Origin of the sequence: Cryobacterium sp. N21, assembly GCF_002929575.1 — a bacterium.
GTDB classification, from domain to species: Bacteria; Actinomycetota; Actinomycetes; order Actinomycetales; family Microbacteriaceae; genus Cryobacterium; species Cryobacterium flavum.
Genome location: NZ_PJJQ01000030.1, coordinates 233552 through 245666 on the forward strand (window position 1 = coordinate 233552; position 12115 = coordinate 245666).

14 protein-coding genes are annotated in these 12115 nt (G+C 66.8%); 5 read left to right on the forward strand and 9 right to left on the reverse strand.

Annotated elements, in window-relative coordinates; all coding sequences use genetic code 11:
• The first annotated feature begins 2 nt into the window (after positions 1–2).
• On the forward strand, positions 3–1205 hold the full coding sequence (locus tag CXY77_RS07070; protein WP_092338085.1) for an alcohol dehydrogenase catalytic domain-containing protein: 1203 nt from the start codon (positions 3–5) through the stop codon (positions 1203–1205).
• A gap of 113 nt (positions 1206–1318) precedes the next feature.
• Here CXY77_RS07070 and CXY77_RS07075 read toward each other — a convergent pair whose 3' ends face one another.
• Positions 1319–1807 carry a DUF3817 domain-containing protein gene (locus tag CXY77_RS07075; protein ID WP_233197285.1) on the reverse strand — a complete coding sequence of 163 codons (489 nt, stop codon included), beginning with the start codon at positions 1805–1807 and terminating at the stop codon, positions 1319–1321.
• 116 nt (positions 1808–1923) lie between these two features.
• On the opposite strand from CXY77_RS07075, the gene CXY77_RS07080 reads away from it, so the two are divergent.
• From CXY77_RS07080 to CXY77_RS07090, 3 genes are all read left to right on the forward strand, one after another.
• Positions 1924–2568, forward strand: coding sequence for a TetR/AcrR family transcriptional regulator (locus tag CXY77_RS07080; RefSeq protein ID WP_158252792.1), 645 nt, complete (start codon positions 1924–1926; stop codon positions 2566–2568).
• Positions 2565–4211 carry an MDR family MFS transporter gene (locus tag CXY77_RS07085; RefSeq protein WP_104129873.1) on the forward strand — a complete coding sequence of 549 codons (1647 nt, stop codon included), beginning with the start codon at positions 2565–2567 and terminating at the stop codon, positions 4209–4211. Before CXY77_RS07080 ends, CXY77_RS07085 begins: the two co-directional genes overlap by 4 nt.
• Before the next feature lie 118 nt (positions 4212–4329).
• Positions 4330–5196, forward strand: coding sequence for an EamA family transporter (locus tag CXY77_RS07090; RefSeq protein WP_092338077.1), 867 nt, complete (start codon positions 4330–4332; stop codon positions 5194–5196).
• Here CXY77_RS07090 and CXY77_RS07095 read toward each other — a convergent pair.
• The 7 genes from CXY77_RS07095 to kynA all read right to left on the reverse strand — a co-directional run bounded on the left by CXY77_RS07095 (position 5186) and on the right by kynA (position 10275).
• Complete coding sequence (locus CXY77_RS07095; RefSeq protein ID WP_104129874.1) at positions 5186–5668, reverse strand: sigma factor; 483 nt, start codon at positions 5666–5668, stop codon at positions 5186–5188. The genes CXY77_RS07090 and CXY77_RS07095 overlap by 11 nt on opposite strands.
• A gap of 7 nt (positions 5669–5675) precedes the next feature.
• Complete coding sequence (locus CXY77_RS07100) at positions 5676–6065, reverse strand: YciI family protein (RefSeq protein WP_104129875.1); 390 nt, start codon at positions 6063–6065, stop codon at positions 5676–5678.
• Positions 6066–6166: 101 nt separating this feature from the next.
• The gene (gene purQ / locus CXY77_RS07105) at positions 6167–6865 is read right to left on the reverse strand and encodes a phosphoribosylformylglycinamidine synthase subunit PurQ (RefSeq protein ID WP_104129876.1); all 699 of its coding nucleotides are present in this window, start codon (positions 6863–6865) and stop codon (positions 6167–6169) included.
• Positions 6865–7149 carry a phosphoribosylformylglycinamidine synthase subunit PurS gene (locus CXY77_RS07110; RefSeq protein ID WP_092338071.1) on the reverse strand — a complete coding sequence of 95 codons (285 nt, stop codon included), beginning with the start codon at positions 7147–7149 and terminating at the stop codon, positions 6865–6867. The genes purQ and CXY77_RS07110 overlap by 1 nt, the downstream gene beginning before the upstream one ends.
• Before the next feature lie 86 nt (positions 7150–7235).
• Entirely contained in the window at positions 7236–8528 is a 1293-nt protein-coding gene (locus tag CXY77_RS07115; protein ID WP_104129877.1) for a kynureninase, read from the reverse strand.
• Positions 8525–9424: an amidohydrolase gene (locus tag CXY77_RS07120; RefSeq protein ID WP_104129878.1), complete on the reverse strand. Its 900-nt coding sequence runs from the start codon at positions 9422–9424 to the stop codon at positions 8525–8527. Before CXY77_RS07120 ends, CXY77_RS07115 begins: the two co-directional genes overlap by 4 nt.
• The gene (kynA, locus tag CXY77_RS07125; protein ID WP_104129879.1) at positions 9421–10275 is read right to left on the reverse strand and encodes a tryptophan 2,3-dioxygenase; all 855 of its coding nucleotides are present in this window, start codon (positions 10273–10275) and stop codon (positions 9421–9423) included. The genes CXY77_RS07120 and kynA overlap by 4 nt, the downstream gene beginning before the upstream one ends.
• Before the next feature lie 96 nt (positions 10276–10371).
• On the opposite strand from kynA, the gene CXY77_RS07130 reads away from it, so the two are divergent.
• Positions 10372–11091, forward strand: coding sequence for a TetR/AcrR family transcriptional regulator (locus CXY77_RS07130; protein WP_104129880.1), 720 nt, complete (start codon positions 10372–10374; stop codon positions 11089–11091).
• Positions 11092–11094: 3 nt separating this feature from the next.
• Here CXY77_RS07130 and CXY77_RS07135 read toward each other — a convergent pair whose 3' ends face one another.
• Positions 11095–11925, reverse strand: coding sequence for a VOC family protein (locus CXY77_RS07135; protein WP_092338756.1), 831 nt, complete (start codon positions 11923–11925; stop codon positions 11095–11097).
• Positions 11926–12115: the final 190 nt, after the last annotated feature.

Sequence of the window (12115 nt, forward strand, 5' to 3'; positions counted from 1 at the left end):
CCATGCCCGAACACGATCCAATCGCTGAACCGGTGACGCTGCCGGCCCTCACTCTCGGCGTCGGCCGGGAGGTCGTGTTGCCGCGCGCCGCCGAAGCCATGGTCTGGTCGGGTGTCGGCCTGCCCCTGGAGTGCGTGGCGGTACCCGGGGTGCTGCTTCGGCCCGGCGACGTGCTGGTGGAGGTCGAATTGGCCACGATTTGCGGCTCCGACGTGCACACGGCTTTGGGCCACCGCCTCGCTTCGAAGCCGCTCGTGCTCGGGCACGAGCAGGTCGGCCGCATCGTGGCCGTCACCGATCAGTCATATGCCGCAAATGGAATGCCACTGCGGGTCGGGCAGCGGGTGGTCTGGTCGGTCGCCGTGAGCTGTGGAACCTGCGTGCGCTGCCGCCGCGGCCTGCCCCACAAGTGCCTCGAGCTGGTTAAATACGGCCACGAGCGTATGCAGCGCGGCTGGGAACTCAGCGGCGGATTCGCCACCCACGTGCAGGTGCGTGCCGGAACAGCGGTCGTGGTCGTCGACGAACACGTGCCGGCCACGGTTCTGGCGCCGGCCTCCTGCGCGACCGCGACGGTGGTCGCGGCGCTGGGGGCGGCATCCGCTCTTGTGCCGCTGGCCGGAGCGACCGTGCTGGTGACCGGCGCGGGGATGCTCGGGGTGACGGCCTGCGCGATGGCGACGGATGCCGGTGCTCTCGTGGTGGTCAGTGACCCGGACCCCGCCCGGCGTCAGCTCGCGCTCGCCTTCGGGGCCGCCGCCGTCGCCGACCCGAGCGCGCCGCGCGAGTCGCCGACCGGGGTGGCGAGCGTACTCGCCGCGATGCAGGATGCCGCTGCCGCCGAGCCGACGATCGCCCTCGAGCTGAGCGGCGCCCGGCCGGCCGTGCAAACCGCGCTGGACCTGATCGGCGTCGGCGGAGTGGTCGTGCTGGTCGGCAGTGTCTCGCCCGATGACCCGGTGCTGCTCGACCCGGAGTTGATAGTGCGCCGCCTGGTCACCGTGCGCGGCGTGCACAACTACACGCCGGGCGACCTGGCGCAGGCGGTGACCTATCTCGGGGGAGCCTGGCACCGGCATCCGTTCTCGGCCCTGGTTGGAACGACCTTCCCCCTCGCCCGAGCTGATGCCGCACTCGCCCTGGCCGCGACGGCCCGCCACCCCCGCGTGGGCCTCGCCCCGCAGCCGCCCGCGACCCTTGGCTGACCCGCCGGCTTCGCGCTCCGTCTCCTTGGACGGGGCCCAGGCCCCGTCCAAGGGCCCAGTTTATAGACTGGGCCCAGGGATGGGGCCTGGGCCCCGTCCGTATTGAGGGGAGGCTAGCTGGCGCCGCCGGGCGGGCCGATCCGGAGCAGGGTGGCCATGACCCCGACCAGGGCGATGCCCATGACCAGCGTCAGCAACACCGGGCGGGCCAGCATTTGCCGCAATAGAGCGCTCACCCGGGTGTGATCGCGGGGGTCGTCGGTGCGGGTGTGCCGCCAACCGCCGTCGAGCAGGCCGTTCTTCTCGAGCCCTCGGTCGAGGGGAATCGTGCCGAACGGAACGATCGCAGTGATCATGGCGATCAGAGTGAGGCGTACGCCCCAGTGCTGGTTCACGCCCACGAGCAGGGCCATCAGTCCAAAGGCGATGAAGACGAGACCGTGCACAAAACCACCGATCTGCACCCCGACCTCGTTGACCTCGAACACGTACTTCAGGAGCATCCCGGTGATCAACATCGCCCAGGTGACGGCTTCGGCAATGGCAATAGAACGAAACAGCAGGCGCGGGGTCATCGAGACTTTCCAGTGATGGCGGGGCATGGGCGCTGCCATCGTCGCAGCCGCACCTGAACAACCACCTGAGCATTCACCGAGAAACTTGCATCACTGTAAATGTGCAGTGGCGCAAAAAAGCACTGAGCGCAAGAATTATCCAGGTGATAACTGAACCGAACCTCGGCCTGCGTGACCGCAAGCGCCTCGAAACGCGCCTGCGGCTCGAAGACGCCGCGGTCACCCTCGTGCTCCGCGACGGCCTCGAGCACACCACGGTCGACGTGATCAGTGAGCTCGCCGATGTGTCGCCGCGCACCTTCTTCAACTACTTCGAGAGCAAGGATGCCGCGATCCTCGGCCTCCGCCAGGTCGAAATCGCAGAGTCCGAGCTTGCCGAACACTGCGACCGAGTGGCCGAAAACGGACTGCTCGACACCGTCATCCACCTGCTGCTGACCGTCATCGGCCCGCCGTCGACCCGACCGACCATGCGGGAAGACCGGCTAGAGATTCTGCGCCGGCACCCGCAGCTACTCACCACCCAGCTTGCCCAATTCACCCAACTGACCACCGAAGTCGCCAGCGCGGTCACCGCCCTTGTGGCGCGGGACGCGCGCTTCGCGGGCGACTCGCCAGCCGAGCAGGCGGCATCCGCTGACCTGGTGCTGTCCCTGTGCGGCGGGGCGGTGCGCGTGGCCGTCAAGGAATGGGCCGAAATGAACCCGACCGACGCCGAAGGTGCGGCCGAACAACTTGAATCACGAGCAATCTCGCTCGCCAGAGAGGTATCCGTAAAACTTTCATGACCACCACACTTGCCCCGCAGCCCGATGCGGCCGAGGCCGCCGCCAACCCCGGCAAGCGTCACATTCTGCTGGTTTTCGCCGGGCTCATGGTCACCATGCTGCTCGCCTCGCTCGACCAGACCATCTTCAGCACCGCGCTGCCGACCATCGTCGGCGAGCTCAACGGCGTCGACCACATGCTCTGGGTGACGACCGCGTACATTCTCGCGTCGACCATCATGTTGCCGGTTTACGGCAAGCTCGGCGACCTGATCGGCCGCAAGGGTCTGTTCATCGGCGCAATCAGCATCTTCATCCTGGGCTCAATCGTGGGCGGACTCGCTCCCGACATGACCTGGCTCATCATCGGGCGTGCCGTTCAGGGCCTCGGTGGCGGCGGGCTCATGATCCTCTCCCAGGCGATCATCGCCGACGTCGTGCCGGCACGCGAGCGCGGCAAATACATGGGCATCATGGGCGGCGTGTTCGCGCTGTCGTCCGTGGCCGGCCCGCTGCTCGGCGGCTGGTTCACCGAGGGCATCGGCTGGCGCTGGGCGTTCTGGATGAACATCCCCCTCGGCGCCCTCGCCATCGTGACCGCCGTCTTCTTCCTGCGGTTGCCGGTGAAAGACCATGCCAACCCCAAGCTCGACGTCGCCGGCATGGGCCTGCTCGCCCTGGCCTCGACCGGGCTCGTGCTCACCACCACCTGGGGCGGCACGACCTACGACTGGGATTCCCTGCTGGTCCTCTCGCTCATCATCGCGACCGTCGTCGCCGCCGTGGCCTTCGTCATGATCGAGCGTCGCGCCAACGAGCCGATCATGCCCCTGCACCTGTTCAAGGACCGCAACTTCAACCTCACGACCGTAGCCGGCCTCATCACCGGCATCGCAATGTTCGGCGCCCTCGCCTACCTGCCCACCTACCTGCAGATGGTCACCGGCGCGAACGCCACCGAGGCCGGCTTCCTGATGATCCCGATGATGGCCGCGCTGCTGATCAGCTCGATCGGCTCCGGCTGGCTGGTCAGCAAGTTCGGCCGCTACAAGTGGATGCCGATCGTGGGCACGATCATCGTCGGCGTCGCCCTCGTGCTGCTCTCCACCATGACCCCGACCCTGCCAATCTGGATCCTGTGCAGCTACCTCCCCGTCATGGGCCTCGGGCTCGGCCTGAGCATGCAGATTCTCATTCTGATCGTGCAGAACTCCTTCCCGAACTCCCAGGTCGGAACGGCGACCGTCTCGAACAACTACTTCCGCCAGATCGGTGCTTCCATCGGTTCCGCCGTGGTTGGCAGCCTGTTCGCCGCCCGACTGACCGAACTACTCACCGAGCGGATGCCCGCCGGTGGCGCCGGTGCCGCCAACTCCTTCACCCCGGCCATGGTGCGTGACCTTCCCGAGGCCGCCCACCAGATCATCATCAGCGGTTACAACGACGCGCTCACCCCGGTGTTCCTCTACATGGTGCCGCTCGTCATTGTGGCTGTCATCCTGCTCTGCTTCGTGACCGAGAAGCCGCTCGCCACCACGATCGAACGTGACATCCTGCCCGAAACCCTCGAAACGGATGGCGCCACCTACGTTCGCCTGGAAGCTTCGGCAGGAGCCGGCGCCCCGGCCGAGCAGGCAGCATCCGCTCGACCAACGTTGAACTGATCTGAACAGTGGCCCGCCGGGTCACGGGTGCCCTGCCACCCGTGACCCGCCGGGCCACTCTCGTATCGGCGCGCTGCTAGCGTGAACTCATGCGCACCAGTTCACCCCGACACCACGCATGATCAGCGTCGTCCTCGCCCTGGTTTCGGCCGCCGCTTACGGCATGAGCGACTTTCTCGGCGGCATCGCGTCGCGCCGGGTGGCCGCGCTGCGGGTTGTGCTCATGTCGTATCCGATCTCGGTGGTGATCATCACGATCGCCGCCGCGTTCGTCGGCGGGGAATTCTCCTGGCGGTCGATGCTGTTCGGCGCAGCGTCGGGCGCTGTGATGGCCCTGGCCATGTGGTGGTTCTATATAGCCCTCGCTGAGGGGCCGATGAGCGTGGTGTCGCCGCTGACCGCCGTGATCGTCGCCGGAATTCCGGTGATCGTCGGGGTGATCATCGGGGAGCGCCCCTCAGTGATCTCCTACGGCGGCATCGCCCTCGCCATCGTCGCGGTCATTCTGGTGAGCCGGGAACCGCCGGGAGTCGCCGACCACACCGTTTCGGGCGCGCGTGCGCCACGATTCACCCGCCGGGTCGCCTGGTTCACCGTGGGTTCAGGCGTCTCGTTCGCCCTGAGTTTCGTCTTCACCCACGAGATCGAGACCGGAACCGGACTGTGGCCGCTGGTGGTGTCGCGCACCGTGGCATCCGTGATCGTCATCGCGGTGGCGACCGGGGCGCGGCAGCTGGCGCGGCCGCCGCGGGCGATTCTCGGGTTCGCGTTTCTCGTGGCGGTGCTCGACGTGATCGGGGTCGTCACGATGCTCTACGCATTTCAGGGCGGCCTGCTGTCGCTCGTGTCGGTGCTTATTTCCCTCTATCCGGCCGTGACCGTGCTGCTCGCGGTGCTCGTACTCAAGGAGCGCGTCGGCCGGTTGCAAGTGGCGGGTATGGGCCTCGCCCTGGCCGCGGTCGCCGCCATCGCGGTCAACGGGTAGCACGCCCCGGGTACCGATGCTCGAGCAACCGCTGCTGCGCGGGCGAATCGGTGAGGCCGCGCGCCCGAGTCGCTGCAACGGCTGCCTCGGACTCCCGACCGAGGCGGCGCAGCAGTTCGGCCCGGGTGGCGTGCAGCCAGAAATAGTCGTCGAGACCGTGCAGCGCGTCGACGGCAACGAGGGCTTCCAGAACCTGCGCCTGCGCGGCCAGGGCCGGGTGGCAGCAGGTGAAAATGAGGCGCAGCTGGTCGTCGCGCAGTACGCCGATAGGAAAGTCGTCGGGAGCCTGCTGCAGTTCCATCAGGGCGGCCTCCCTCTCTTTGGCAAAGCGCGAACCCTCGCGGCGCAGCAAATCGATCGCTCGGTGCTTGCCCGTGACGATCATCCAGGCGCGCGGGTTTGGCGGAATGCCGGTGCCGGGCCAGGTCTGCAGGGCACGGATCGAGGCGTCCTGCACGGCGTCTTCGGCGATGCCGTGCTCACTGGCTGACGGTGTCTCTCGTCTTGAACGTGGGAACCTTCACGGTCATCGGCAGCGCTGGACGAATCTCGACGGCACCGTTCCACGCTCCCGGAATCATGGACGCGACCTTGATGGCCTCGTCGAGGTCGGTGCATTCGAGCAGGTAGAAGCCAGTAAGGGCCTCCTTGGTTTCGGCGTACGGTCCGTCGCTGAGCACGACGTCGCCACCCTTGCCTCCGGTCACCCGCACGGTCGTGGCCGTGGGGGTGTGGTGCAGCGCGGCGCCGCCGCGGATGACGCTCGCGGCGTCCTCGCCGAACTTCTGATATTCGGCCATACCGTCGGCGAACTCGGGCTGGCTCCAATCGATGTCGGGCGAGTAGATCAATGCGACATAGCTGGTCATGGTGCGCTCCTTTTTATGGTGAACCCATCCGTTGATGGATCTACCTTAGGAACGAACCAGCGCCCGTGGATAGGACAGCCGCAGAAACTTTTCTGAGGACGTTAGCGCGAGACGAGTGCCTGGGCGATGACCGAGGTGAAGAAGACGAGCCCGTCGACGCCGCTCGCCATGGCGGTATCGGTGTCGGGGCCGAAGCCGGCCTCGACGGCGTGCTCGGGGTGCGGCATGAGGCCGACGACGTTGCCGCGGGCGTTGGTGACGCCGGCGATGTCATTCAGCGAGCCGTTCGGGTTGCCGCCGATATAGCGGGCCACGATTCGGCCGTTGCCCTCGAGTGCTTTCAGGGTCTCGGCGCTGGCCATAAACGAGCCCTCGCCGTTCTTCAGCGGAATGACGATCTCGGCGTTCGCCGAAAATCCGGTGGTCCAGTCGCTCGCATTGTTCTCGATGCGCAGGCCCTGGTCGCGGCAGATGAAGCGGCCGGCTTCGTTGCGAATGAGACCGCCGTCGAGCAGATGGGCTTCGGTGAGCATCTGGAATCCGTTGCAGATACCGAGCACGGGCATGCCCTTATTGGCCGCGTCGATGACCTCGGTCATGATTGGGGAGAGGCTCGCGATGGCGCCGGCCCGCAGGTAGTCGCCGTAGCTGAACCCGCCGGGCAGCACGAGCGCGTCGACACCGTGCAGGTCGTGGTCGCCGTGCCAGAGGGCTACGGAGTCGGCGCCGGCCAGACGGATCGCGCGCGCAGCGTCACGATCATCGAGCGAGCCGGGAAAGGTGACGACGCCGATGCGCATCAGACGACCGCAGCCGAGGGCGCGTTCTGCACGTGGATGCCTACGACATCCTCGATCACGGAGTTCGACAGCACGGTGTCGGCGAGCTCGCGCACTGCCGCGAGGGTGGCCGCATCCGCTTCGCCGTCAATGGAAATCTCGAAGCGCTTGCCGACGCGCACGCCGGTGACGGTGGCCAGCGCTGACTGGGTCTGACCGAGGCGACCGAGGGCGCCGGCGACGGCCTTACCCTGGGGGTCAAGCAACTCAGCCTTGGGCATTACTTCGACGACGATCGTTGGCACAGGGAACTCCGCATACAGTATGGGGCTTATAGTCGTGGCAAATCACTGCAATTCTACAGGCCGCAGCTTGGGCGGCCCGGCGCGCGTCACTCGGAGATGCCGTTCTGGCCGAGCAGAATGCCGCGCAACACGTCACGCACGGCGGCCACTCCGTCGTAGGTTTCGACAAAGCTCGTGCTGAGCGGGGCGAGGCCGAGCCGCAGGCCGTTGGGGCTGCGAAAATCGGGAATGACATCGTTATCCCACAGAATTCTCGTGACCTGACGCATGAGCGGATGGTTGATTGTCACGTGACCGCCGCGATGCGTCTGCTCCCGCGGCGAGGCCACGGTGACGCCCATCGGTGCCAGCCACTCATCGACGAGGGTGATGGCGAACTCGGTCAGCGCCACCGACTTCGCCCGCACCGACCCGATCGTGGCCTCATCGATCATGGCAATCGTGTCCTGCATGGCGAGCATGCCCACGACTGCGGGAGTGCCGCTCATGAAACGACGGATGCCGGTGGCCGGCACATACCCCGGCCCCATCTCGAAGATGGCCTGCGCGCCCATCCAACCCTGGATTGGCTGGGAAAGCACCTCCTGCAGATCACTCTTCACATAGCCGAACGCGGGTGCGCCCGGCCCACCGCTCAGGTACTTGTAGGAGCAGCCGACCGCGAGGTCGACGTCGCAGGCATCGAGATCGACCGCAACCGACCCCACCGAGTGGCTGAGGTCCCAGAGCACGAGGGCCTCGTGTTCGTGGGCGACGGCGGTGATGGCCTGCATATCGGCGAGGTAGCCGGAACGGTAGGCCACGTGGCTGAGCAGCACGAGCGAGGTCTGCGGGCCGACCACGCTGCGCACCTGGTCGGCGGTTACCCCACCCTCAGTGTCGGATTCGATCCAGCGCAGGGTGAGACCGCGCTCGCGCGCAATGCCCTCCAGAATGTACCGGTCGGTGGGAAAGTTGTCGCTGTCGACCACGATTTCAGTGCGGCGCGGCCGCGAATCCACGGCGGCGCGGGCCAGTTTATAGAGCAGCACGGTGGTGGAATCGCCGACGAAGACCTGGCCGGCCGCGGCGCCGAGGCAGGTGCGGCCGAGGTCGTCGCCGATCTGCAGGGGAAGTTCCATCCACTGCTCGTCCCAGCCTCGAATGAGTCGGGTGCCCCAGTCGTTGGCGAGAAAGTCGGTGATGCGTTCGGCGCTGGCCCGCAGCGGACGGCCGAGCGAGTTGCCGTCGAGGTACGAGCGAGGATTGGCCGTGGCGGGGTCGGCGTCGGTGCCGAGGAACCGGGCGCGGTAGTGGGCGAGGCCGTCGATGCGGTCCATCCGTCGCGCGAAGGCGAGGTGGGCGCCCCGGCCGGTTGAGCTGGTGAAGCTGGGAGTCATGCGAGAACCTCGAGTTCGGGGCGGGTGAGGGCGCGGGCGGTGCAGAGCCAGTCGGTGAAGTCCAGGGGATCGCGCGGCCGTTCCCCCGGGATGAAGGTCACCCGGCTATCGGCCAGGGTCAGGCCGAGCGGTGCCGGCGAGCAGAGGGCGGTCAAGACCTCGCCGGGAGTCAGCCCCGCGTCGAGCAGCGCCGCGATCTCACCCGAGTTCAACCCGAGCGGCAGCGGGCCGTTGCCGAGGTCGGTGCCGTACAGCACCCGCCCGCCGGCCGCGTGGAACCGACGCAGATTGTCGCTGGCAATCTCGAACGCGGCAGTGGGGCGACCCCAGCCGTGAATGTCCAGGGTGCTGATCCAGGACATGCGGGCGGCCATCGCGGTCACGAGATCATCGGCGAGGCGCTCCGAAAAAGGGGTGTGGGCGAACGCGTCCACTCCAGCGGTAAACGCGCGATCGGCTTGACCCGCACCCTCGGCGTGCGCCACGACCGGCAGGGAACGTTCGTGCGCCCGCCCCACGAGTGCGGCCAATACCTCGGCGCCGAACACCGGGCCGGCGACCGAGTTGAGGGTAATTTTCAGAACGGATGCCCCAGCCGCGGCTTGCAAATCGACCACGGTGGTGGCATCCGCTATGGAGGCGACCGCGCAGCTCCAGGTGGGCTCGGCCCAGCTGGCCCGGCTGGGGTAGCCGCCGGGAGAGTTGATGAACTGGTGCGCATATGCCAGATCGGGCATAGATGTCCGGAGGCCGTCAGGCAGCCAGCCACCGAGGTCGATGGCCCGTGCGATTCCACCGCTCGGCAAAACTGTTCCGTCGATCAGGGCCAGGTGAAGGTGTGCGTCGAGAAAGCCCGGCAGCACGGTACCTCGGCCGACCAGAAAGTGAGTGGTCACGCGCCGATCTCCGTGCGCACGGCGAACAACTCGGGAAAGAAAGTGAGTTCGAGGGCCTTCTGCAGAAAGGCCGCTCCACTGGATCCGCCGGTACCGTGCTTCATACCGATGATGCGTTGCACCGTCTTGAGGTGGCGAAAGCGCCAGAGTTGAAAGTTGTCCTCAAGGTCGACGAGTTCTTCGCAGGCCTCATAGGCGGCCCAGTGCTCGGAGGCGTTCTCGTATATTCCCCGAAAGGTATGCACGAGTTCGGGGCGCAAGGTCCACGCCTCGGTGACGTTGCGCTCGAGCACAGCGGCGGGAATGTCGTAGCCGGCCCGGTGAAGGTAGCGCAGAAACTCGTCGTAGAGGCTGGGGGACTCAAAGGTGGCGGTCAGCAGGGTGTGGGCAGCGGCATCCGCTTCGAAAACCGTGAGCATGCGGCGGTTCTTGTTGCCGAGCGCGAACTCGACCGCGCGGTACTGATACGACTGAAAGCCACTGGAAGAGCCGAGAAAATTCCGAAACTGGGCGTATTCGGTGGGCGTGAGGGTCGCGAGCACCGACCACTGCTCGGTCAGGGTTCGCTGAATGTGCTTGACCCGGGCGATGCCCTTGAGAGCCGGAGCGAGCTGGTCCTGCCGCAGCGCCTCGATGGCAGCCTGCAGTTCGTGCAGCACGAGCTTGAGCCAGAGCTCGGTGGTCTGGTGCTGGATGATGAACAGCAGCTCATCGTGGTGTTCCGGTACGCTGACCGGCTTCTGGGCGTCGAGCAGGGTCGGTAGGTCGAGGTAGGCCCCGTAGCTCATCTTCTCTCGAAAATCGGTGACGATCTCGGGGTCGAAGTCACGGGTGTTGTTCTTGAGAGTCATCGGGTTCCGTTCGGCTTGTTCAAATTGTGCGCAGGTTGCGGCTGTCGGCGCAACACCACAGCGAACCGTGCACGTCAAAGTTCTAGACTGGAGCGCATGACCCCGCCGACCCGAAAGCCCCAGGATGGCGTGCCAGCCTCGTCTGCACCCGAGCGAACCGCAGCGAGTGCGCCCCGCCGCCGCGACGCCCGGCTGAACCGGGACCGTCTCGTAGTGTCGGCTCGCGCCCAGTTTGCCCAGTACGGGATCGACGCCTCACTCGAGGAGATCGCGCGTCAGGCCGAGGTCGGTGTTGCCACGCTGTACCGCAACTTTTCGACGCGCGACGACCTGGTTCGGGCGCTCTACGACCTGGCTCTGGCAGAACTGCACGCGGTGCGCGGGGAGATCGAGGCTGCCGCCACCCCGTGGGAGGCGCTCGTTGTCTACACCGAACGGGTCGCCGAATGGCTCGTCGCCGACCCGTCATTGCCGCCGATCCTGCGACGCATGGCACAGCTCGACCCGTCAGCCAGGCCCGCTGCCGAGTTCGACGGCTTCATCGCGAGCCTGGTGGCCCGCGCCAAGAAGGACGGCACCTTGCGCCGCGACGTCGACGCGGTCGACCTCGCCGTGCTCGTCACCATGGTCGGGTCGCTCGGCGGCCTCGGCGACGGTTACGCCGGCCAGTGGCGCCGTCAGCTCTCCATCGTGCTCGACGGCCTGCGTGCCGCCGCCGCGCCTCGGCCCAAGCTGCCCGGCCGCCCGCTCGACGTGAAGGACTATCAGGCCACAGTGCACGGCCTGACCCGTCGGGCGGCCCGCGCCGCCCGGTAAGGGTTAGACGGTCGCTGGGTCGGCTGCGCTCACTCGGATGCGGTTGGCCCACGGGTCGTCGAAAGCGAGGGTCTGGCCGTCGTGAGTGGTGTCGACTTTGTAGTGGGCCATCCGTTCGCCCAAGGCGCCCACGTCGTCGGTGCTGGGCACGATGATGCTGACCTCGCCGAGGCCGAGGGCCAGGCGACGCTTGCCGCTGCCCGAGCTTTCCCAGGTGTTCATGGCCATGTGGTGGTGGTAGCTTCCAGCCGAGACGAACAGCGCCGAGGGCCCGAAGTTCGCGGTCGCCTCGAAGCCGAGCCGGTTCACATAGAACTCCCGGGCGCTCGCGACGTCGCCCACCGAGAGGTGGATATGGCCGACGATGGCATGGCCCTCGCTCGGCTCAACCGACATATGCTCGGAAATGAATGCGTTCGGGTCGAGGTAGAGCGAGGCCATTTCGACCTGGCCGTGGGTCCAGCTCCACAGGGTGCGGTCGCGGTCCCAATACAGCTCGATGCCGTTGCCCTCGGGGTCGGTGAAGTAGAAAGCCTGGCTGACCAGGTGATCGGCGCTGCCGGTGAACGTTCCGGGGGCCTTCGTGCCGATCGAGTACACGGCGGCGGCGAGGTCGGCCTGCGTGTCGAACAGAATCGCTGTGTGGTAGAGCCCGGCCGAGCGTGCTTCGGCGGCCTTGAGCTCGGGGGCGTGCTGCAGGATCACGAGCGGGGTCTGGCCGCGCCCGAGTACCGCTACCGGGCCGTCGTGGCTTTGCAACTCCAGCGTCACGATGTCGCGGTAATAGGCGATCATGGCGTCGAGGTTGCCCACGCGCAGGGTCACCGCGCCCATTCCGGTGTCGGCGGCCAGCAGGTCTTTCGCAGTGAGGGTCACAGCAGGCTCAACGGATGCGCCGCCCCGGCTATTCCGCGATTCGCAGTGTTCGGATTCCCCCGTTTGCGACGGGATGGGCCGGCAGTGGTGTTGGTGTGCTGGTGTGCCGCTGTGCTGTGCTGTGGTGCTGGTGTGCCGCGGTGTTGGT